Genomic DNA, 22,562 nt, shown 5'->3' with positions numbered 1-22,562 from the left:
ACAAGGAGGACACCATGACTGAACCCATCAAGATCGGCATCGGCGGGCCCGTGGGCGCCGGTAAAACGCAGCTCGTGGAACGGCTCACCCGGCACATGAGCGGCGACATCTCCATGGCCGCCATCACCAACGACATCTATACCATCGAGGACGCCAAAATCCTCGCCGCCAACGGCATCCTGCCCGTAGACCGGATCATCGGCGTCGAAACCGGCGGCTGCCCGCACACCGCCATCCGCGAGGACACCTCGATGAACACCGCAGCGATCGAGGAACTCAAGGCCCGGCACCCCGACCTGCAGGTGATCTTCGTGGAATCCGGCGGCGACAACCTCTCCGCCACTTTCAGCCCCGAACTCGTGGACTTCTCCATCTACATCATCGACGTGGCCCAGGGCGAGAAAATCCCCCGCAAAGCCGGCCAGGGCATGATCAAGTCCGACCTCTTCATCATCAACAAAACCGACCTCGCCCCCCACGTCGGGGCCGATTTATCGGTCATGGAGAAGGACTCCAAGGAGTTCCGGGGAGCAAAGCCGTTCTGTTTCACCAACCTCAAGACCGACGAGGGCCTCGACAAAGTCATCGAATGGATCCGGCACGACGTCCTGATGCTTGACCTGGTGCAATAGGCATGGCGGCAGTGAACTTGCGCGAGGTGACGTGCCCGCTGAGGCGGCGAGGCCGGATTTGGGGGCCGCGGCGTGGCGGGCACCGCGGAGCGGGCACGGCCCCAAATCCGGCGAAGCTGCCGGACCCAGCCACGGACAAGCACCGATGGGGGAGCTTGAGCTCCGGGTCGCCGTGCGTGGCCAGCGCTCGGTTGCCGTGCACCAGTATCATCAGGGCGCATTGAGAGTTCTTCGGCCGCACTATCTGGATGATTCCGGGCAGGTTTGTTATGTCGTGGTGAATCCTGGCGGGGCTTATCTTGGGGCGGATTTGTTTCTTCTGGATGTTGAGGTCGGGGATGGGGCTGACCTGCTGTTGACTACCCAGTCCGCCACGAAGGTCTACAGGACTCCGGGGTCGTTTGCCGAGCAGCGGATGGACCTGCGGCTGGGGGAGGGGGCGCGGCTGGAGCTGATGCCGGACCAGCTCATCGCCTACCGCGAGGCCAGCTACCGGCAACGCACCTCCGTGACCGTCCGGCCGTCGTCGTCCCTGGTGATGGCGGAAGTTGTGACGCCGGGCTGGTCGCCGGATGGAGCGGGCTTCCGGTACCAGGAGATCCGGCTGCGAAACGAGATACGGGTCGAAACGGACGAAGGAACCCACCTGCTGGCGCTGGACAACCTGCTGATCCGTCCGCCCGCGGGCGATGTGACAGGCCTGGGGTTCATGGAGGGCTACAGCCATCTGGGATCGCTGGTGGTGGTGGACGCCCGCGTGGACCAGGCGCTCGCCGACGAACTGCACGCGCTCACCGCCGGACACGACGCCCTGGCCGGTGTCTCCCTCACCCGCCCCGCCGCCGGAACCACCGGCCTGGTCCTGCGTGCGCTGTCCAACAGCACCGGGGAACTGAACTCCCTGCTTGCCGGCTGCACCAACCTCCTGCGGGAACGCTGGCAGGGGCAGGGACCGCTCAACCTGAGGAAGCACTGATGACCGCCCTGACAACCATCACCGCGCTGTATCGGGAGCGGGAAACGCTGCCGCTGCGGACCCGGATACTGTTCACTTTCGGTGCCGTGGCCGCCCTGCACGCCGCCGCCGTCGTTCTCCTGCTCTCCGGAAACGCCGGCGCGGCAGGGACGGAGGCACTCACCTGGGGCCTGGTCCTGACCGCCTACCTGGCCGGCGTAAAGCACAGCTACGACTGGGACCACCTCGCCGCCATCGACAACTCGACGCGGAAGTTCGTGGCGCAGCGACAGGACCCGGTCAGCGTCGGCTTCGCCTTCAGCCTGGGGCACAGCTCGGTAGTGGCCCTGGCCGGGGTGCTGGTCATCGCGGGCGCGGCCCTGGTGGGGGAATTCATGGCGGACGGGTCCACCGGGAACCTGGTCCTCGGGCTGGTGGGCAGCGGCGTGTCCGGCCTCTTCCTGCTGGCGATGGGCCTGTTCAACGGCTCCGCGTTCGCCCGCTCCGCGAAGGCCTACCGCCGGGCACGCAGGGGCGCCGCCGTCGATCCGCGCGACCTGGAACCCCAGGGCCTGGTGGCGCGGCTCCTTGCCAGGCCGCTGTCCCGGGTGCGCCGGCCGCGGAACATCTACGTGATCGGCTTCCTCTTCGGGCTTGGCTTCGACACCGCCACCACCATCGGGCTGCTGATGATGACGACGGCGGCTTCGCTGGCCGGGGTGCCGGCGTTCACCCTGCTTGCCCTGCCGCTGGCGTTCGCGGCCGCCATGACGCTCTGCGATTCCCTCAACGGCGTGGCATGATGCGGATGTACCGCTCGGCACTGGACGACCCCCAGCGGAAGCTGGGCTTCAATGCGCTGGTGACCGGGATTTCGGCCGTGTCCGCGCTGTTCATTGCCGTGGTCACGCTCGGCGGCTTTGTCCATGCCGCGTTCGCGCTGGAGGATCCGGTGACCGCCTGGCTCGGCTCTATTGACCTGGGCGACGCCGGCCTCCTGCTGGTGGCACTGTTGCTGGCGGTGTGGGGTGCGTCGGCACTCCGGGAGCAGGGCGTTCGGAAGGGGTAACAGCTCACGGCGATCCGGGAACAGCAAGGTGCGGTGCCTGCCGGATGGCCTGCACCGCACCTTCAGAATTCCGGACCAGAAGCTGCCTAGCCGCCGAATTCCGGGACGTAGCTGGGAACCCCGACGGCGTCCGTGGAAACCGGTGCGCCGGTGTCATTGATGACGTGGTCCAGCGTGCCGGCGCCCAGGTTGACCGTCAGCAGGCTGTGCAGCTTGACGCCCGGCGTCACCGGCACCTCGAAGCCGCGGGTTGCGTGGATGGTGGGGTCCACGTTGTTGTAGACATAGCTGCCGCCGCCCCACAGTTCGTGGGTTTTGACGGTGTCTGCGATCTTGTAGCCGGCCCAGCCCAGGACCCCATCGTGCTGCCAGGCGGCCTGGTTGGGGGCGTCGTAGGGAAGTTCATTCTGGAAGAAGATGGTCTTGCCGTTTTCGCCGTTCCAGATGACGTTGTACTCCTGGTAGTGCTCCACGAACAGGCCTGTGGCAGTGACGTTGTCGCCATTGATGATCACGCCGTTCTTACCGGTGTTGGTGGTCCATCCCACGCCGTTGCCGTGGTCAGCACGCCAGGCCCAGATGTGGTCCAGGAGGACGTTGTCGCTGTTGACCTCTAGGCTGTTTGACGCCTTGCCCACGTGGGGCCCGCCGATGCGGAAGAACACGTCGTGAAGCGTGGTGGGGTTGGCCGGATCACTGCGCACGGAAGAGTTGGCGGAGCCGCTGCCCTCACCGTCGCGGTCCTTGCCGATCCGCAGCAGGGCGGGTGAATTGACCTCGCCGGCATCTATCGTGACTGCGGCGATGTCCACGCCGGGGACATCCGCGACAGTCAGTGGGACGGCTCCGTTGAGCGCCGTAAGGGTGGCGATTCCCATCCCGAGGACGACGGTGTTTTCCCGCTTGACCTCGATGCTCTCAGCAATGCCGTAGACCCCCGGGGTGAGCAGGAGATTCTTGCCGCGTGCCAGCTGGGCGTTGATGGTTTTGGCGGAGTCCGAGGGGGTGGCCACGTAGAACTCGGACAGGGGGAGGCTGCGGCCCGCCGTCGGGCCGTTTTCCCAGGTGGTTCCTGACGAGTCCGTGCGGACGGACGGAACGAACACACTGTACCGGCCGTCGCCGTCCACCGTGAGGTAGGGCTTCTCACGGCTGATGGGAGTGCTGGCCAAGGTGGTGTACGGCGGGTTCGGGAAAGACTGCGCCGGCGCCCCGTCCACTCCGGAGAAGACCTGGTTCCAGACCCCGTTGGACCAGTTGCCGATGCTGCTGTCGCGCACGAAGTACTGCTGCTGCGACCCGTTGATGACGTCGCCCGTCTTCGAATCGGAAATGAAGCCGCCGCTGGCGTACTGCGGTCCGGCGGTGCAGTAGTCCATGAGGGAGAGGTTGCCGCCGGTGATGTTGACCCGCCGCATGGGCGACGCCTGCGAGGCCGCCCAGAAGTTGGCCGAGCTGCGGCAGCCCTCGAGGCCCATGACGTTGATGGTGAGGTTGGACAGGGACCGCCAGAAGTTGTTCAGTGCGATGCAGTTCTCCGCGGTGAGGCAGCGGTTGTACACGTCCACGTGCCCATTGATGATGACGTCCGTGGGAGAAGCCCCCAGGCCCGAAACCTCCGTGGAGTAGCCCACCTGGATGATGAGCGGCTCCGCCGCGGTGCCGTAGGTTCCCGGCTTGAACAGCAGTGAGTAGCGTTTTGAGCCCATTTCATCGTCCACCTGCTGTGCGGCGATGGCATCAACAGTTGCCTGGATTTCCGCCACGGGCATGCTGGGGTCGAAGATCCGGACGTTGGGGCCGAAGTCCGGCTCCGTGCCCTCGGGAACAGCCGGAGGAGCGGCGGGAAAAGCAGCCGGTGCGGGGGCCTGGGGTGCCGATGCCTGGGTTGCGGCCGGTGCTTGCAGCGCGACCGGCGCAGCGGCGGCGAGGCCTCCGCCGCTGCCGATCAGCCCGGCAAGGAGGACCATCGTGCCGGCGGCCCGGCGGCCCTTCATGCGCCGCACGTGGGGGTGGTCCGGGCGGTCGGCGCGTGGCGGATGGGGAGGGTGGGCTAGCGGCATTGCTGGTCCTGTTCGTCGGTGGGATGCAGTGAGGCGGCTTGACGGCGGCGAAAATGATGGGCCGTGGGAGCGCTCTCGTCGGGGAAGCGTAACACCGTGACGAAGCACCGGCAAGGGTAGGGTGGGAGCGCTCCTACTCTTCCTTGACAAGTCGCTGTGAGGTGGGACACCATGTGGTGAGAGCGCTCCCACGATGGACTGCCACCCGGTCCAGCCCGGCTGCTCCACCTCCCGCCTCCGGCCGTCCATGCGGACCGATGGGGCATCTTTTGACGAAGGAGTCTTCCCCTGTGAAAAACCCCAGTAAGTTCTCCGTGCTCTCGGCTGCCGCCGCCTGCCTGGCCCTGTCCCTGACGGGCTGCGGATCCTCATCCGCAGAGAAGGCCGGCGTGAACGGCGCCACCGGATCCGAGCCCGTGACGCTCACGGTCGGAACATTCAATGAGTTCGGCTACGAGGCGCTCTTTGAGGAATACGAGGCGCTGAACCCGAACGTGACCATTGAGCACAAGAAGGCGGCAACCACCAACGAAGCACGGGACAACCTCACCACCCGCCTGGCCGCCGGCTCGGGGTTGTCCGATATCGAGGCCGTGGAGGTTGACTGGCTTCCCGAACTCCTGCAGTACCCGGACCGTTTTGCGGACTTGAGCGACCCTGCAGTGGAAGGCCGCTGGCTGGACTGGAAGGCCGAGGCCGCCACCACCGACGATGGCAAGCTTCTTGGCTACGGCACCGACTCCGGCCCCGAGGCCGTCTGCTACAACGCCGAACTGCTCAAGAAGGCCGGCATGCCCTCCGAACGCGGGGAAGTGGCCAAAATGCTGGGCACCACCTGGGACAGCTACTTCGAAGCCGGTAAGGCCTTCAAGGCCGCCAGCCCGGATTCCGCCTGGTTCGACTCCGCAGGGGCAATCTACCAGGGCATGAGCAACCAGCTGGAAAAGGTCTACGAGGAGGAAGACGGCACCGTCATCGCCACGGAGAACCAGAAGGTCAAAGACACTTATAACCAGGTCCTGAAAGCCTCTACCGAGGACGGGTTGTCCGCCCACCTCAGCCAGTGGAGCGATGACTGGGCTTCCGGCTTCCAGACGGGTGCCTTCGCCACAACCCTCTGCCCGGGTTGGATGCTCGGTGTCATTGAGGGCAACGCAGCCGGGGTCACCGGCTGGGATGTGGCCAACGTCTTCCCCGGCGGCGGCGGAAACTGGGGCGGCTCCTACCTGACGGTTCCCACCCAGGGCGAGCACCAGGCGGAGGCCAAGAAGCTGGCAGGCTGGCTGACAGCCCCCGAGCAGCAGATCAAGGCCTTCACCGCCAAGGGCACCTTCCCCAGCCAGAAGGAGGCGCTGGAAAGCAGCGAGCTGCTCGGCCAGACGAATGCGTTCTTCAACGGCGCGCCCACGGGCCAGATCTTCGCCGAACGTGCCAAGGCTGTTGAGGTCACGCCTTTCAAGGGAACCAAGTACTTCGCCATCAATGACGCCATGCAGCAGGCCCTTACGCGTGTGGACGTTGACAAGTCGGACGACGCCGCTTCCTCCTGGGAGAAGTTCGTCGCCGCCGTGAAGTCCCTCTAGGCATGGCTGTCACCGACCGGGTCAAGCCCCGGAGCGCCGGGTGTCCGCCCCTGCCTCCGGCGGACACGAAGGGTGTCCGGCGCCTGGCTTTCTCGCAGCAGGCCTCCAAGTGGGACGTGAAAGTGTCCCCCTACCTCTACATCTCGCCGTTCTTTATCCTGTTTGCCCTCACCGGGCTCTTCCCGCTGGTGTACACGGCATGGGTTTCCCTGCACAACTGGAACCTCATTGGCGGGCAGGGCAAGTTCACGGGCCTGGAAAACTACGCCTTCGTTGTGGCCCAGCCCTACTTCTGGAATGCGGTGGGCAACACCTTCAGTATCTTCATCCTGTCCTCCGTTCCCCAGGTTGTCATCGCCCTGGTGATCGCGGCGGTGCTGGATGCGAACCTGAGGGCAAGGACGTTTTGGCGGATGGGTGTCCTGGTCCCGTTCGTCGTTGCGCCGGTGGCGGTGGGCCTGATCTTCAACAACCTCTTCGCAGACCAGTTCGGGCTGATCAACGAGATGTTGAAGGCGGCAGGGCTGGACCCGGTCCGGTGGCATTCCGACTCGGTGGCCAGCCACCTGGCCATCGCCTCCATGGTCAACTTCCGCTGGACCGGCTACAACGCGCTGATCTTCCTCGCAGCGATGCAGGCCATCCCGCGGGATGTATTCGAGGCGGCAACGATCGACGGCGCCGGCCGGCTGCGGCAGTTCTTCTCCGTGACCGTCCCCATGCTGCGGCCAACAGTGATCTTCGTGGTGATCACCTCCACCATCGGCGGCCTGCAGATTTTCGACGAACCGCGGGTCTTTGACCAGTCCGGCCTGGGCGGCGCGGACAGGCAGTGGCAGACGCTGACCATGTACATCTGGGAACTCGGCTGGGGCCAGCGCAACTTCGGCAGGGCTTCTGCCGTGGCGTGGCTGCTCTTCCTGATCATCGTCCTGATCGCCCTGCTCAACTTCCTCATCACCAAGCGCATCGCAAGCCAGGGAGGCCGCAAGTGAGCTCCATTCCCATGATCGAGCAGACCGCCGGGAAGGGGGCCGCCCGGGCGGCAGCGCGGCGGGGACCGGGTGCCAGGGGTCCCCGGTCCGGCCAGGGAAGTGCCCGCAGGCCCGGCTTCCTTACTTACGGATTCCTGGGTGCCGTTCTCCTGGCGTCCCTCTTTCCGCTCTATTGGTCCTTCCTGGTGGGCAGCCATGACAACACCGTGCTGAGCCGCGGCATTCCGCTGCTGCCCGGCGGGAACTTCCTGGCGAACGCAGCGAAAGTCTTTGACAGCATTCCGTTCTGGAAGGCGATGGGCAACAGCCTCATCGTCTCGTGCGTGACCGCGGCATCCGTCGTCGCGTTTTCCACCCTTGCAGGATTCGCCTTTGCCAAGCTCCGCTTCCGCGGCAGCAAGGGGCTGCTGGTGTTTGTCATCGCAACCATGGCTGTTCCTACCCAGCTCGGCGTGGTCCCGCTGTTCATCGTGATGTCCAAGCTCGGGTGGACCGGCTCGCTTTGGGCCGTCATCGTCCCGGGCATTGTTACGCCTTCGGCGTGTTCTGGATGACCCAATACCTGCGTGACGCCCTTCCGGATGAACTCATCGAGGCCGTGCGGATGGACGGGGCGTCCATGATCCAGGCGTTCTGGCACATCGGATTTCCGGCGGCCCGTCCGGCTGCCGCCATGCTCGCGCTGTTCACCTTCGTGGCCACCTGGACGAACTTCTTCTGGCCGTTCATCGTCCTTGACCCGTCAAACCCCACCCTCCCGGTGGCCCTGCAGTTGCTGCAGGCGGCCCACTTCGTGGACTACTCCGTGGTCCTGGCCGGCGCCGTCCTGGCCACCATCCCGCTCCTGCTTCTGTTCATCGCGGCAGGCCGGCAACTCGTATCTGGCATCATGCAAGGAGCAGTCAAAGGATGAGTTCCACCCAACTTCCGTTTCCGGAGGGCTTTCTCTGGGGCGCGGCAACAGCTGCGTACCAGATCGAAGGCGCAGCACACACCGGGGGGCGGCAGGACTCCATCTGGGACGTGTTCGCCCGGGTGCCCGGTGCCGTGGCGGACGGCCACAACGGCGACGTGGCCTGCGACCACTACCGGCGCTACAAGCAGGACGTGGCACTCATGGGCCAGTTGAACATGAAGGCCTACCGGTTCTCCACGTCCTGGGCCCGCTGCATGCCCGACGGCGTCACGCCCAACCCGGACGGGATCGCGTTCTACTCCCGCCTGGTGGATGAGCTGCTGGCTGCCGGAATCACACCGTGGCTGACCCTCTACCACTGGGACCTGCCCCAGGCGCTGGAAGACCAGGGCGGCTGGGCCAGCCGGGACACGGCATACCGCTTCGCCGACTATGCGGCCCTCATGCACAGCGTGCTGGGGAACAGGGTCCGCATCTGGACCACCCTCAACGAGCCGTGGTGCTCCGCGTTTCTCGGCTACGCGGCGGGAATCCACGCGCCGGGCCGGCAGGAACCCGGGTCCGCCCTTGCTGCTGCACACCACCTCCTGCTCGGCCACGGCCTGGCAGCCGGGGAACTTCGCCGGCGGGACGCCGAGGCATCGCTGGGCATCACCCTGAACCTGACCGTCGCCGATCCACGCGACCCGGCCAGCAACGGTGACCGGGACGCAGCGCGGCGGATCGACGGCCAGTTCAACCGGATCTTTCTCGACCCGCTGTTCCGGGGGGAGTACCCGGCCGACCTCCTGGCGGACGTTGCCCACCTGGGAATGGCTGACCTGATTCACGAAGGGGACCTGGACATCATTTCCACGCCCCTGGACCTGCTCGGCGTCAACTACTACCACGGGGAATCCCTCACAAAGGACCCGGCAGACCCCCGGGAACAGGCGGCGCCGGAAACGACGTCGGTTCCCGGCCAGGCGGACCGCCCGGTGTCCTCCCCGTTCGTGGCTGCCGACGGCGCGCGGTCGGTGCCCCGTGGCCTGCCGGTGACGGGAATGGGCTGGGAGGTCCAGCCGGAGGGGCTGCGGCGCCTGCTCAACCGGCTGCAGGCGGAGTACACGGGCCCGGCCGGGATCCCCGTCTACATCACCGAGAACGGTGCAGCCTACGATGACGTCCCTGACGGAGCTGGCTTCGTGGACGACCAGGACCGGCTGGGGTTCTTCGCAGCCCACCTCGAAGCTGTCCATGGCGCCATCGCGGACGGCGTGGACGTCCGTGGATACCTGGCCTGGTCCCTGCTGGACAACTTCGAGTGGTCCTTCGGCTACCACCAGCGCTTTGGCCTGGTCCGCGTGGACTATGCCACCCAGGAACGCATCCCGAAGGCCAGCGCCTTGTGGTACTCCGAGGTGGCGGCTTCCAACGCAATTCCGGCCGGCAGCAACGCCGTGTCGCCGGCAGGGCAGGGTGTCGTATTGTCGGTGTAATGAACGAAAAGTCCCGCCGCTCCGCCCTTCTGCAGGCAGGGCGGCCCAGCCCCACGCTCGAGGACCTCGCCACGGCGGCCGGAGTGTCCCGCTCCACCGCGTCCAGGGCGATTAATGGCGGACTGAAGGTCAGCCCGGAGGCCCAGGCCGCCGTTGACGCCGCAATCGTTGCCCTTGGTTACACACCAAACCGTGCGGCCCGCAGCCTGGTCACCAGGCGCACCGGATCCATTGCGCTGGTCATCCCCGAACCCGATGCAAGGGTGATGATGGACCCTTCTTCGCCGCCGTCATCACCGGCGTCAACGAGGCCCTCAGGGACACTGACATGCAGCTGGTGCTGCTGATGTCCCGGGCGGGGGACGATTCCGCCCGGACCATGCGGTACCTGCGCGGCGGGCACGTCGACGGCGCGATCGTGGTCTCGTTCCACGAGGCGGACGGCTGGGCGGAGACCCTCGGCACCACCGGCCTGCCCACAGTCTTCATCGGCAGGCCGTGGGCCGCGGGCTTCGGTGTCCCTTACGTGGACCTGGACAACCGCGAGGGCGGCCGGCTCGCCGCCCGGCATCTGGCAGCCATCGGCCGCACCCGGCTCGGCACCGTGGCAGGACCCGCCGACATGACCGCGGCAGTCGACCGCCTGGACGGATGGATGCAGGGCGTCCGGGAAGCGGGACTGCAGCCCGGTCCGGTCATCCACGGGGACTTCACGACGACGGGTGGCGCCGAAGCGGCACGCAACCTTTTGGCGGACGCACCGGAACTTGACGGAGTTTTCGCCGCCTCGGACCTGATGGCGCTGGGTGTCATTGAAACGGTGCGGGGAATGGGCCGGAGGGTTCCGGAGGATGTCGCCGTCGTGGGGTTCGACAACCATTCCCTGCTCGCCGCCAACGGCTTGGGCCTCACCACGGTGACCCAGCCGATGGTGGATATGGCCGTGACGGCAGGGCAGCTCCTGATCCGCGCGATCGAAAACCCGGACCAGCAACTGGAACCGGTGATCTACCCCGCCGAGCTGGTAATCCGCGAAAGCACCCGGGCGTGATGCGAGATCGATGATTATTACGCGAGGAGTTGCTTCTATTGCAACAGTCCTGAGGCGGACTAACCACGCGGAAAATGGAGGCTCAGGTCACAACCGGGGTGCCGGGGCGGCCGGGCTGCCTTTGCCTTTCTGGCACAATACTTACCAGCCTCCCCTGGGGGATTCCGGTGTCACCGCCGGTACTCCTGCCGATCCGTCATCCGGTACATAGACAGGACGAAAATGCTCGAACCGTCGAAAGAACAGCGCTCAGTGCGCCCAAAAACTGCCCGAAGATTGAGGGTGGATGACTGCATCGTGGTTGATAAGGGCGAACTGCGGAAGGCCCAGGTGGGCGCAGGCGTCGGAAACTTCATCGAGTGGTACGACATCGGGGTCTACGGCTATCTCGCGGTGACCATGACTTCTGTCTTCACGGAGGGCATGGACGAGCGGATGGGGCTGCTTGTCACGCTGCTGGGTTTCGCAGTCTCGTTCATCGTGCGTCCCCTCGGCGGAATGATCCTTGGCCCGCTGGGCGACAGGATCGGCCGCCGCAAGGTGCTCTTCGCCACGATGGCCATCATGGCCGCCGCCACCACCGGAATTGGGCTGTTGCCCACCGCAGGCGAGGTGGGACTGTGGGTCATCATTCCCCTCTACTTTCTGAAGATGCTTCAAGGGTTCTCCACCGGCGGAGAGTATTCCGGTGCCGCCACGTACATCTCCGAGTTCTCGCCCGACAAGAACCGGGGTTTCATGACCTCGCTCCTGAATTCGGGATCCATGCTGGGGTTCGCCGCAGGCGCCAGCATGGTGGCCGTCACCACGGCCGTCACCACTTCCATGTGGGGCAGTTCCGCCATGCTGGACGGGGGCTGGCGGATCCCGTTCCTGATCGCCCTGCCCCTGGGCATCGTGGCGATCGTCCTCCGCCGCCGCCTGCCGGAATCGCCGAGCTTCGAAGTGGCCCACGTGAAAGCCGGTACCCAGGAGGTCGACCCCATTTTTGTCCGGCATAACCTGCCAAACATCATTAAGCACTACTGGCCGCAAATCGTTATCGGCTGTGCCCTCATTGCCGCCGACGGCAGCTCCGGCTACATGCTTACGAGCTACATGCCTACCTACCTGGAAACGCAGGTTGGATCGGACGCCGTGCATACGGCCATTGCCGCCGTGGTGGTGCTGGTCCTCCTGGCCGCCATGATTCCGCTCGTGGCACGCCTGTCAGACCGCATCGGCCGGCGTCCCATTTATGCCGTGGCGACTATCGGCAACCTGGTCCTGCTGGTTCCGGCGTTCGCCCTGATGCAGCTAGGGACGCTGTGGTCGATTTACCTGGCAATGTTCATGGTCGCGCTGCCGTGCGCCTTTTTCCTGGCGCTGACCGCCGCCGTCATGTCCGAGCTGTTTCCCACGGCGTCGAGGTTCGGTTCTGTGGGCGTCACCCACAACCTCTCCATTTCCATCTTCGGCGGTACTACGCCCCTGGTCAGCCAGATCCTGGTCGAAACAACGGGCAACCTGTACGCCCCGGCGTTCTATGTCATATTCTTTTCCGCGGTGGCGCTGGTGGCCCTGGTGAAGATGCGTGAGACCGCGGCACGCCCCCTCCTGGGATCGGTGCCCGTGGTCACCAGCCGGGCCGAGGCGGAAAAGCTGGTGGCGGGCCAGGACTCCGATGACCGGATCGACACCTCCACCATGATGCTGACCCAGGAACCGGCGCCGTCCGAGCCTGTCGGCGCCCGCTAAGCTTAGGCGGCGACCCTGCCTTTGCTCCTGCGGTGTTGCCGGTGCCTGGCACGGGCTGCGGCCGGCGTGCGGGCGTCAACGAGTACCTGCTCGCCGTCCGCCACCATGGCGTCAGCTTCCAGGTGGACACCATGCTCGATGAGCACGCTGGATCCGATCCGGGAGTGGCTGCCAATGTGCACGCGGTTTCCGATGACCGTGCCGCGTCCGATGCGCACGCCGTCGCCGATCACCGTCCGGTCGCCGATGGTGGCATCACGGTCAATCCAGCTGCCGTGCCCGATCCGGCACCCGTGTCCGATCCGCGCACCGTTCTCGACGTACGTCATGGATCCGATGCGGGTGCTGTCGGCAACCGTGGCGCCCGGAGCCACCAGGCCGCCGCCATTGGCACGCCGGACGTAGCGGGTGACCTTGCCGGCGTCGTCCTCAACTGATTCAAACTTCGCGTTCATGAAATCCCTCAGTACCGTGCGGTAACTTACCGTACAGTCAGTTAACGGTCCGGAACCCAAACAGATTCCCGCGCTAGCCGTAAGTACGCCGGCGCCGGCATCAGTCGTCCGCTGCGGCCGCCTCTGCTTCCGTAAGCAGCAGTGCCGTCCCCTGGAAGGCCGGCAACTCCAGGAAGAAGCTGCCCAGGTCATCCACCTGGCCGATGGACTCGCCGCTGAACAGGTCCTGCACCGTGGAGCCCGGCACCAGGTGGCTTGACTGGATGCTGCCGGCCACGTCCTGGTCGGAGAAGTTCAGCACCGTGACCTCAAGCGCGCCGCTTCCCAGCCTGGTCACCTGGACCAGCAGCCCGCGGTGGGACACGTCGGGGACGTCGACAAGGGTGCCGGTGGCGATGCCGTGCTCCTCCCGGACAGCCAGGACCCGCTGGAGCCGCCGGGCAAACGAGTTGGAGTCCTGCAGCTGCTCCGGCAGCCCACCGTACAGGCTGCGTGCCCGCGGCATGCCCGAGGATGACGACTTCGCATCCGGGCTGGTGCCCATGATGTCGTGGGCGCCGCGGTTGATCCAGCGGGTGTCGCCCTGCGCCGTCAGCTCGGCAACGCTCTCCCGGTCAAGGGCGGTGATCCCGGCAAGGTCCCAGCCGGACAGGGCAAAGACGCCGGGCTGCAGGGCGTTGTACATCGCCAGCAGGATGTGGGCGTCCCGGACCTTCGCTTCCTGCTCCGGCGTGATGGACTCCGGATCCCGGATTCCCAGCGCCGCCATGATGAAGCTCACCGTGGTGCAGGCAATGCCGTTGGTGGTGAACACCGCGTTGTAAGGGCCGTTCTCCCCGGTCAGGCGCTCGCGCATGGTCTGCTGGACCTTCTCGGCCAGCTCGGCGCCCGTGAGCTCCTCGCCGGCAAGCTCGAACATCTCGTCCCGGTGGCCCGAGGCGAAGTGCATCAGCTCATAGGTGAGTTCGTCATGGTTCTGCAGCGCGTGGACCAGTGACGCCTGGTCCACGCCGATTTCCATGGACAGCCGCATCGTCAGCCGCAGCAGCTCGGTGTCTGCCGTGACCAGCGCATAGTGGTAGGCGGGCCGGGTGATGAAGTCGTAGGACAGGTCAGGGCCGGCTTCGGACGTTGCCTTGATGTCGTCGATGGTCAGGTTGAGCTCCTGGAAGGAGAACCCGCCCACCTTGCGGATCATGGAACCGATGAGCTGGTTGGCAGCCTCGGACAGCGGGTGTCCCTCGGACCAGCCGGGCTGTTCCTCGGCACTCTTTTCCACACCCAGGAATCCGTTGGCATCCAGCCGCAGCGCCCCGGTGCCCAGGTCGAGCAGCGAGTGCAGGGCATCGCCCACCACCAGGCGCATCCCGGCGAAGGTGGGGTCCAGCCAGTTGATGGACGGCTGGCCGGCCTTGAAGTAGTGCAGGTAGACCCAGCGGCGGGTCTTGCCCGTCGTGTCCACCACCGGGCGGGTGGCGCTCCAGTTGGTTTCCTTGACGCCGGGCTCGTAGAAAATCACCCGCTGCAGCCGGCCGATGATGTATCCGGCCTTTTGCAGCGCCTGTTCGGATTCCGGGCTGAGGTTAACCGAGTCCTGGCCGTCGGGAACGTCCGGCAGCAGGTGCCAATCCTCCTCGGGGATGTCCACCATGTGGTAGATCCCCGGGTAGTCCCGGAAGTTCATTTCGGCGAGGCGGAAGTCCGCGCCCTTGCCGGTGTGGCCCGGCACGATGTCGTCGATGATGGTGCCGCCGTGGTCCGCGGCCACCTCGCACATCCGGCGGAATTCCTCCTCCGTCCCGAAGACGGGGTCGATGGCCATGCTGATCCGGTCGAAGTGGCCGTCAACGCTGGGCGTCTGGGTCCAGCCGCTGATGCCGCCGGCCAGCTTGACCGGGCCGGTGTGGATGGCGCGGATGCCGATCTCGCTGAAGGCGTCCCACATGTTCTTGTCGCCGAGGGCGCTGAGGAAGGATTCGCCGGGCCGCGTGATAAAGGACAGCGGATACGCGGTGAACCACACCGGCGCACGCTCGACGGCGGCACGCGGGTTCGGGTGCGCATACGAGTTCTGCCACATGCTGGCCTGCCCGGAGAGCTGCCGCGCAAGGGTATTCGCGTCGCCGAGCATTGCCTGGTTCCGCAGCCACTCCACGTAAGCGGTGTTGCGGCCGTCGAACTCGAAGGACGGCCGGGTGGCGAGGTACTGCCGCCGGCGGGCAATCGGCCGGAGCGCCTTGGGCCGGGCAGGGTAGAACTGTTCGTCGTAGGTGATTTCCGGCTCTGCTGCCGGTTCGGCCTCGGCCGGAACTGCCTGTTCATCCTCGCCGGCAACGGTGTCCGCTTCAAGAAAACCGTCGCTGGCACTGACTTCCCGCATAGATTCCTCCTACAGGTTGTTCCCGTGGTCCCTGGGCATCATTCCAGGTCACCCTGCTCCTGCCAACGTACCCCAGAGGGCCGGGAGTATTCGCGCGGAGGGAGCAGCCGGCGCCAAAAAAGACGCCGGCACACCAGGCCCGCGGGAGCTAGGAGACGAGGTTTGCGGCCGCCGTGTCCATGTGCTCGAGGATGGTTTTCCTGGCCAGCGCGGCGTCCCCGGTGTCGATGGCGGTGACGATGTCCCGGTGCCGGTCCACGCTCATGTTGCTGACGCCCTTTTCCAGCCCGGCGAACATGATGGACATCCGGATGGAGCCTTCCAGGGACTCCCAGGAGTGCAGCAGCGTCTCGTTGCCGGTGAGCCGGCAGAGGGTGCGGTGGAACTCGAGGTCGGACTCGATCCGCTCCTCCAGGCTTCCGCTGGCGGCCGCGCCCATCGCGTCGATGGCCTGGTGCAGGGAGTCCGTGACCTGCTGCCGGTCAGGCAGTTCGCACAGGGTCCGGGCGGCGAGGGACTCCAGGGCGGCGCGGACGGCGTAGATGTCGCGGATTTCCTTTTCGTCCAGGTGGCGGACGGAGAGCCGGCCGCGGGGGCCGGCGGACACCAGGCCTTCCTGCTCCAGCTGGCGGAGGGCTTCGCGGAGCGTGCCGCGGCTGATCTGCAGCATCTCGGACAGCTCGGTTTCCACCAGGTGGCGCCCGGGTTCCAGTTCGCCGCTGGTGATGGCGGTCCTCAAGGCCGAGAGTGCCTGCTCGCGCAGGCTCTTCTTTTGCAGTCCCAGCAGCGGGGCGGTCAGTCCGGCCATGGCCTCTGTCCTCAATGTTGTACGTTGACTGTTTACAGTCGGTGGTTTCGATAGTACGGCAGAAAGCACGGCTCCGGCCGGGACCGGAACCGTGCTTTTGCCAGGGCGCTGATTCAGCCGAGTTCGGCGAGCACCTTCGCCACGATGCGGTCGGTGGCCAGGCCGTAGCGGTCGTGCAGGGTGGGCAGCGCGCCGGCGTCGAGGAACTGGTCCGGCAGCGCGACCGGCACCACGCGCTTGCCAAGGCCTGCGGTGACGACGGCGGAGGCGACCGTTTCGAACAGGCCGCCCACCACGGAGTGGTTCTCCAGGGTGACGGCGAGCCGGTCCGTGTTGATCTCCTTGAGGACGGTTTCGGCGTCGAACGGCTTGATGGTGGGGGTGTGCACGACGGCGACGTCCACGTTGTGTGCCGCCAGCGCCTTGGCTGCCTGGAGGGCGCGCATGGTCATCAGCCCGGAGGAGATGAAGACAACGTCGTTGCCGCCGCGCAGCACCTTGGCCTTGCCGAGTTCGAACGTGTAGCCGTATTCGTCCAGGACGGTGGGCACGTTGCCGCGCAGCAGCCGCAGGTAGGTGGGCCCCTCCGAGGCTGCGAGCTGCGGCACGGCCTGCTCGATGTCCACCGAGTCGCAGGGGTCCACGATGGTCAGGTTGGGCATGCCGCGGAAGATCGCCATGTCCTCGGTGGCCTGGTGGCTGGGACCGTATCCGGTGGTCAGGCCGGGCAGGCCGCCCACGATGTTGACGTTCAGGTTCGGTTCCGCCGCGTCCAGGCAGAGGAAGTCGTAGGCGCGGCGGGCGGCGAACACGGAGTAGGTGGACGCGAACGGCACCAGCCCGGTTTCGGCCAGGCCGGCCGCTGCACCGAAGAGCAGCTGCTCGGCCATGCCCATCTGGAAGAACCGCTCCGGGAAGGCCTTGGCGAAGATGTGCATGTCCGTGTACTTGCCCAGGTCCGCGGTGAGGCCGACGATCTTGTCGTTTTCCTGCGCAGCCTTCACCAAGGCGTGCCCGAACGGCGCGGATGCGGTCTTCTGGCCGGGGTCGGCGAAGGACGCGATCATCGCCGACGTCTTCAGCTTCGGCTTGGCGGCTGGCGTGGTGTTGGGTGCCTCGGTGGTGGTGCTCATCAGGCAGCCTTTCCTTCATATCCGGCGGTGAGCTGCTCGCGGCAGGTCTGCCATTCGTTCTCTTCGATGCGCATGAAATGCGCCTTCTCGCGGTTCTCGAGCAGCGGCACGCCGCGGCCCACCTTGGTGTCGCAGAGGATCACCGATGGACGTCCGACGGCGGCGGCCTGGGCGGCTGCGTTGTCGAAGGCGGCCAGGAGCGCGGCGACGTCGTTGCCGTCCACCCGCTGGGTGTACCAGCCGAACGATTCCCACTTTTCGGTGACCGGTTCTGTGCGGAGCACCGTGTCGGTCTTGCCGTCGGCCTGCAGGGCGTTGATGTCCACCATCGCGGTGAGGTTGCCCAGCTGGTGGTGGTGCGCGCCCATCGCCGCTTCCCACGTGGAGCCCTCGTCCAGTTCGCCGTCCGAGAGGAAGTTGAACACCCGCGAGCCGGAGCCCTGGTAGCGCAGCCCCAGGGCCATGCCGACGGCGATGGTCAGCCCGTGGCCCAGGGAACCGCCGGAGATTTCCATGCCCGGGGTGTAGGTGGACATGCCGGACATCGGCAGCCGCGAATCGTCCGAGCCGTAGGTTTCGAGTTCCTCCACCGGGACGATCCCGGCCTCTGCGAGGGCGGCGTAGTGGCCGATGGCGTAGTGCCCGGTGGAGAGCAGGAACCGGTCCCGGCCCTCCCAGTGCGGGTCCGCGGCGCGGAAGCGGAGCTGGTCCCCGTACACCGTGGCGAGCATGTCCGCGGCGCCGAGAGCCTGGCCCACGTAGCCCTGGCCCTGCACCTCACCCATGTTCAGGGCGTGGTGCCGGATCCGGTACGCGGCTGCGCTGATCTTTTCGATGCGCTCCCGCGTCACCTGGCTTTCCGCAGCCCGGTCCTGGACGGTCTCTACTGGCATTGCTGACTCCGTTTTTGTTTCGTGCGTGACGGTCATTAGACGCTTACGGTGTTGGGCGTGCTTTTGGTGGCTTCATCAGCCAGCTGCCGCTCCCGCTTGCCCCAGGTTTCCCGCGTGGCGACGGCGGCCCACAGGCCTACAGCGGCGTAGAGGCCGAAGAGCAGTGCCGGGCCCATCCAGCCGAAGCTGACGAAGAGCAGGGTGGTGACGAACGGGGTGAAGCCGGAGACCATGGCGGAGATCTGGTACGCCAGGCTGGCACCGGAAGCGCGGGTCTTGGCCTGGAAGAGCTCGGGGAACCAGGCACCCTGGCGCCGGCGAGGGAGTTCTGGCAGACGGCGTAGGAGATGGCGATGGTGGCGATGACGAAGAAGAACAGGCCGGTATTGACCATCAGGAACATCGGGACCGCGAACAGGACGGCGAACGCGCAGGACCAGATGTAGACGGGACGGCGGCCAATCCTGTCCGTCAGGCGGGCCCAGGCTGCGGTGGCGAAGATGCCGATGAAGGATGCGATGCAGAGGGCGACGAGGGTCTGGGTCTTGTCCGCCAGCTGCTCGGTGTGCAGGTAGGAAATCATGTAGGTGATGGACACGGCGTAGCCTGCAGTCTCGGCGACGCGCAGGCCGATGCCGCGGACGATGTTGCGCCAGTCGGTCTTGATGACCTCGACGATGGGCGACTTGACGATGTCGCCGCTGTCCTTGACCTCGTCGAAGACCGGGGACTCGGGAACCTTGGAGCGGATGATCAGGCCGACCACCACCAGCACGATGCTGGCCAGGAACGGAACGCGCCAGGCGAGCTCGCCGCCAAGGTTCACGCTGACCAGGAAGACCAGGTTGGCCAGCAGCAGGCCTACCGGGAAGCCGGCCTGGACGATGCCGGTGTACTTGCCCTTGGCCTTCCACGGTGCATGCTCGTAGCTCATTAGGATGGTGCCGCCCCATTCGGCACCGAACGCCAGGCCCTGCACGATCCGGACGAACACCAGCAGGGCGGGGGCCAGCAGCCCGACCTGGCTGTAGGTGGGCAGCAGGCCGATCAGGAAGGTGGCCACACCCATCAGGATCAGCGACGTGACCAGCACGGGCTTGCGGCCCACCTTGTCGCCGAGGTGGCCGCCGATGATGCCGCCCAGTGGGCGGGCCGCGAAGCCGACGCCCAGCGTGGCGAAGGCGGCCAGCGTGCCCGTGACCGGATCGCCGGTGGGGAAGAAGGCAGTGCCGAAGTACAGCGCGGCGGCGGTGCCGAAACCAATGAAGTCATAGGTTTCGATGACTGCGCCCACACCGGAGCCAATGGCAACGCGCTTGGCGTCCTTGGTTCCGTGAACCGGACCGCGCATGTTCAGAGCATCTTTGCTCATGGTGGTTCCCTTTCGGAGAGCGGCTGAAGGGGGAGTCGCCGCTGTCGACGGTTAACAAATGATAGACCAGTGTGACCATCGTCATGCTCAATGTCAACAGTCGACTTCAGGGGTTGACTGTTGACAGTGAATCCGCATACTGTGGTCGGCATCACTACTGCACGAACCAAGGGATCAACGATGTTCCATTCCAGACTCGGGTGCTCATCCATCAGCTTTCGGCACCAGGAGCTCGCCACTGCGCTGTGCACCATGGCCGGACTGGGGTTCGAGGAAATCGACCTGGGCGCCCTGCCCGGTGTCTGCGACCACGTCCCGTACCAGCTGGACGCAGCCGCCGTTGCCGCCGTCTCGGAAACCGTCCGGGCATCCGGCCTCCGGGTGCGTTCGGTGAACGGAGACATCGGGGACCTGAACGCCGTGCTCGACGGCGACGGGCGGGCAGCACGGCAGGGCCACCTTGACGCCCTGCTCACCCTGGCGGCAAACACCGGCGCCAAGGCCCTCGTCCTGCCGTGCGGCGCGCTGGACCACAACCCGGTGCGCAGCGTCGAAGCGGACCTCGACCGCATTGCTGCCGAGCTCACGGGTGCGGAACGGCGGGCGTCGGAGTTCGGCGTCGAACTCTGGACCGAGTCGCTGCACTTCCTCCGGTTCTGCTGGAACCTGGACCGCGCGGGACAGCTGGCCGACCGGCTGGCGGGATCCAGCGTCGGAATCGTGATGGACTTCAGCCACGTCACGGCCGCCGGCGAAGACATCCAGGCCTACCTGGACCGGCACCGCGGCCGCATCAGCCACGTCCACCTGCGCGACGCCGTGCCGGGAAACATCAACCTCAGCATCGGCAACGGCGTAGCCGATTTCGCCGGCGGCCTGAAGCGGCTCGCCGCGGACGGGTACACCGGCCACTACTCCCTCGAACTCGAGACGCGGGACGTCACGCACGACGAGCGTCCCGCCGCGGCAGCGAAAGCTGCCAGCTTCATCACCGACCTTCTCTAAGGCACAACCCACCACCAGCCACAAGGAGTACCACCATGAGCACCATCCAGCGCACCGCAGTCCTCACCGGGGCCACCTCGGACCGGGGCATCGGCCTCACCACCGCACGCCGCTACGCCAACGAAGGCTGGGCAGTGGTAATCCTGGACCTCGACGGCGAGAAGTCCGCCAAGGTCGCCGCCGAAATCGGCAACGAATTCAACGTCCCCGCCTTCGGACACGAGATTGACGTCGCCAGCGAAGCATCCGTCACGGCTGCCCAGGCCGCCGTCGCAGCCGAAGTCGCCGCAGGAAACCTGCCGCCCGTCGGGGCACTGGCGAACATCGCCGGCATCACCTCGCCCGTGCCGTTCCTGGAGACCACCCTCGAGCTGTGGCACAAGGTCATGGACGTCAACGCCACCGGCACCTACCTGGTCACCAAGGCCTTCCTGCCGGGCATGATCGACAACGGCTGGGGCCGCATCGTCAACATGTCCTCCGTCTCCGCCCAGCGCGGCGGCGGCGTCTTCGGCAAGGTTCCCTACTCCGCCGCGAAGGCCGCCATTCTTGGCTTCACCAAGGCCCTGGCCCGCGAGCTGGGCACCACCGGTGTCACCGTCAACGCCATCACCCCGGGCGCGGTGGACACCAACATCCGCGTGGGCAGCACCGAGGAACAGGAAGCCGCCATCAACGCCGGCATTCCGCTGGGCCGCAACGCCACCACCGAAGAGGTCGCCGCAGCCATCACCTTCCTCTCCTCCGAGGACTCCGCCTACCTCACCGGCACCACCCTCGACATCAACGGCGGAAGCCACATGCACTAACAGCCCTGCCAGCGAAACATCCGGACGCCAGAGAGCCCACCATGACAAAGATTTTCAACGACCCCTCCGACTTCGCCGAGGAAGCCCTCGCAGGTTTCTGCGACGTGCACGCCGGCCTGGTGCGCCAGGTCCCCGGCGGCGCCGTCCGCCGGTACCGGCCCACGCAGCCCAAGGTTGCGGTGCTGGCCGGCGGCGGCTCCGGGCACTACCCGGCTTTCGTCGGACTGATCGGACCCGGCTTCGCTGACGGCGCCGTGGTGGGCAACATCTTCACCTCACCCTCCGCCCAGCAGGCCTACTCGGTGGCCAAGGCGGCCGAGTCCGGAGCCGGCGTCGTCTTCACCTACGGCAACTACGCCGGCGACGTGATGAACTTCGGCATGGCCAGCGACCGGCTGGCCGCCGAGGGCATCGCCGTGGAAAACGTGCTGGTCACGGACGACATCGCCAGCGCCCCGCCGTCGGAAGCCGGCAAGCGCCGCGGCATCGCCGGGGACTTTCCCGTCTTCAAGGTGATGGGTGCCGCCGCCGAGCGCGGTGACCGCCTTGCGGAGGTGGTCCGGCTGGGCCGCAAGGCGAATGACCGGACCCGGACCATGGGCAGCGCCTTTGCAGGCTGCACCTTCCCGGGCGCCGAAACGCCGCTGTTCACCCTGCCGGAGGGGCAGATGGGCCTTGGCCTGGGCATCCACGGGGAGCCCGGCCTGCATGACACGGACCTGCCGTCCGCCAGGGAGCTGGGCCAGGAACTGGTGTCGCGGGTCCTCGCCGAAACTCCGGCGGGGGCGGGGGAGCGGATCGCCGTCATCCTCAACGGGCTGGGCTCCACCAAGCACGAGGAGCTTTTTGTCCTGTGGGGCACGGTGGCGCCACTGCTGCGCTCGGCCGGGTACACGCTGGTGATGCCCGAGGTGGGGGAGCTGGTGACCAGCCTGGACATGGCGGGCGTTTCGCTCACCGTCACCTGGCTGGACGACGAACTGGAACCGCTGTGGGTTGCGCCGGCCGAGACCCCGGCCTACCGCCGCGGCAACGCGGCCCGGGTTTCCGGCGCAGACACCGCGGCGGAAGCGGCCGACGCCGGAAAGGCCTCGGCGGCGTTCACCGCCACGGACGCCTCCCGCAGTTACGCCTTCCTGTGCGCCGCGGCCATCGACGCCGCGCGTGCTTCGCTGCACGAGGCTGAGGAGCGGCTGGGCCGCATGGACGCCATCGCCGGCGACGGCGG

General features: G+C 66.5%; 15 protein-coding genes and 4 pseudogenes. 12 read left to right on the top strand and 7 right to left on the bottom strand.

The window, feature by feature from the left end; translation table 11 throughout:
• Positions 1 to 14 precede the first annotated feature (14 nt).
• The 3 genes and pseudogenes from ureG (at position 15) to G205_RS15330 (ending at position 2,656) form a co-directional block, all read left to right on the top strand.
• Positions 15 to 632, top strand: coding sequence for an urease accessory protein UreG (gene ureG / locus G205_RS15340; protein WP_009358784.1), 618 nt, complete (start codon positions 15 to 17; stop codon positions 630 to 632).
• Positions 633 to 777: 145 nt separating this feature from the next.
• Positions 778 to 1,608 carry an urease accessory protein UreD gene (locus G205_RS15335; RefSeq protein ID WP_052014155.1) on the top strand — a complete coding sequence of 277 codons (831 nt, stop codon included), beginning with the start codon at positions 778 to 780 and terminating at the stop codon, positions 1,606 to 1,608.
• A pseudogene (locus G205_RS15330) lies at positions 1,608 to 2,656 on the top strand (HoxN/HupN/NixA family nickel/cobalt transporter). Before G205_RS15335 ends, G205_RS15330 begins: the two are co-directional and overlap by 1 nt.
• 86 nt (positions 2,657 to 2,742) lie before the next feature.
• On the opposite strand, the gene G205_RS15325 reads toward G205_RS15330, so the two are convergent.
• On the bottom strand, positions 2,743 to 4,719 hold the full coding sequence (locus G205_RS15325) for an adenylyl cyclase (protein ID WP_152419599.1): 1,977 nt from the start codon (positions 4,717 to 4,719) through the stop codon (positions 2,743 to 2,745).
• A gap of 290 nt (positions 4,720 to 5,009) precedes the next feature.
• On the opposite strand from G205_RS15325, the gene G205_RS15320 reads away from it, so the two are divergent.
• The 6 genes and pseudogenes from G205_RS15320 to G205_RS15295 all read left to right on the top strand — a co-directional run bounded on the left by G205_RS15320 (position 5,010) and on the right by G205_RS15295 (position 12,479).
• Entirely contained in the window at positions 5,010 to 6,302 is a 1,293-nt protein-coding gene (locus tag G205_RS15320; RefSeq protein ID WP_009358781.1) for an ABC transporter substrate-binding protein, read from the top strand.
• A 2-nt stretch (positions 6,303 to 6,304) separates the two neighbouring features.
• Positions 6,305 to 7,297, top strand: a complete 993-nt coding sequence (locus tag G205_RS15315; RefSeq protein ID WP_009358780.1) for a carbohydrate ABC transporter permease — start codon at positions 6,305 to 6,307, stop codon at positions 7,295 to 7,297.
• A gap of 11 nt (positions 7,298 to 7,308) precedes the next feature.
• Positions 7,309 to 8,210, top strand: a pseudogene (locus G205_RS15310) (carbohydrate ABC transporter permease).
• Positions 8,207 to 9,691 (top strand): glycoside hydrolase family 1 protein, encoded by a 1,485-nt coding sequence (locus G205_RS15305; RefSeq protein WP_009358779.1) that lies wholly within the window; start codon positions 8,207 to 8,209, stop codon positions 9,689 to 9,691. Before G205_RS15310 ends, G205_RS15305 begins: the two are co-directional and overlap by 4 nt.
• Positions 9,691 to 10,742: pseudogene (locus G205_RS15300) on the top strand (LacI family DNA-binding transcriptional regulator). Before G205_RS15305 ends, G205_RS15300 begins: the two are co-directional and overlap by 1 nt.
• A gap of 297 nt (positions 10,743 to 11,039) precedes the next feature.
• Entirely contained in the window at positions 11,040 to 12,479 is a 1,440-nt protein-coding gene (locus G205_RS15295; RefSeq protein WP_235046956.1) for an MFS transporter, read from the top strand.
• Between the two features lie 2 nt (positions 12,480 to 12,481).
• Here the strand turns inward: G205_RS15295 and G205_RS15290 are convergent, their stop codons facing one another.
• The 6 genes and pseudogenes from G205_RS15290 to G205_RS15265 all read right to left on the bottom strand — a co-directional run bounded on the left by G205_RS15290 (position 12,482) and on the right by G205_RS15265 (position 19,520).
• Positions 12,482 to 12,934 carry a DapH/DapD/GlmU-related protein gene (locus G205_RS15290; RefSeq protein ID WP_009358777.1) on the bottom strand — a complete coding sequence of 151 codons (453 nt, stop codon included), beginning with the start codon at positions 12,932 to 12,934 and terminating at the stop codon, positions 12,482 to 12,484.
• Positions 12,935 to 13,034: 100 nt separating this feature from the next.
• Positions 13,035 to 15,314, bottom strand: coding sequence for a maltose alpha-D-glucosyltransferase (gene treS / locus G205_RS15285; RefSeq protein ID WP_009358776.1), 2,280 nt, complete (start codon positions 15,312 to 15,314; stop codon positions 13,035 to 13,037).
• Positions 15,315 to 15,462: 148 nt separating this feature from the next.
• Positions 15,463 to 16,122 (bottom strand): GntR family transcriptional regulator, encoded by a 660-nt coding sequence (locus G205_RS15280; protein WP_009358775.1) that lies wholly within the window; start codon positions 16,120 to 16,122, stop codon positions 15,463 to 15,465.
• Positions 16,123 to 16,235: 113 nt separating this feature from the next.
• Positions 16,236 to 17,255 carry a transketolase family protein gene (locus tag G205_RS15275; RefSeq protein WP_009358774.1) on the bottom strand — a complete coding sequence of 340 codons (1,020 nt, stop codon included), beginning with the start codon at positions 17,253 to 17,255 and terminating at the stop codon, positions 16,236 to 16,238.
• Positions 17,255 to 18,148, bottom strand: a complete 894-nt coding sequence (locus G205_RS15270) for a transketolase (RefSeq protein WP_035753349.1) — start codon at positions 18,146 to 18,148, stop codon at positions 17,255 to 17,257. The genes G205_RS15275 and G205_RS15270 overlap by 1 nt, the downstream gene beginning before the upstream one ends.
• Positions 18,149 to 18,183: 35 nt before the next feature.
• A pseudogene (locus G205_RS15265) lies at positions 18,184 to 19,520 on the bottom strand (MFS transporter).
• A gap of 180 nt (positions 19,521 to 19,700) precedes the next feature.
• Here G205_RS15265 and G205_RS15260 point away from each other — a divergent pair.
• The 3 genes from G205_RS15260 to G205_RS15250 form a co-directional block, all read left to right on the top strand.
• A complete protein-coding gene (locus G205_RS15260) occupies positions 19,701 to 20,525 on the top strand; it encodes a sugar phosphate isomerase/epimerase family protein (RefSeq protein WP_009358772.1) in 825 nt (274 codons plus the stop codon).
• A 35-nt stretch (positions 20,526 to 20,560) separates the two neighbouring features.
• Entirely contained in the window at positions 20,561 to 21,334 is a 774-nt protein-coding gene (locus tag G205_RS15255; RefSeq protein WP_009358771.1) for an SDR family NAD(P)-dependent oxidoreductase, read from the top strand.
• Positions 21,335 to 21,375: 41 nt separating this feature from the next.
• A partial coding sequence (locus G205_RS15250) for a dihydroxyacetone kinase family protein (protein ID WP_009358770.1) occupies positions 21,376 to 22,562 on the top strand: 1,187 nt, incomplete at its 3' end.

Source organism: Arthrobacter nitrophenolicus (assembly GCF_000332815.1).
Taxonomy (GTDB): domain Bacteria; phylum Actinomycetota; class Actinomycetes; order Actinomycetales; family Micrococcaceae; genus Arthrobacter; species Arthrobacter nitrophenolicus.
This window is presented reverse-complemented; position numbering and strand designations above follow the sequence as displayed.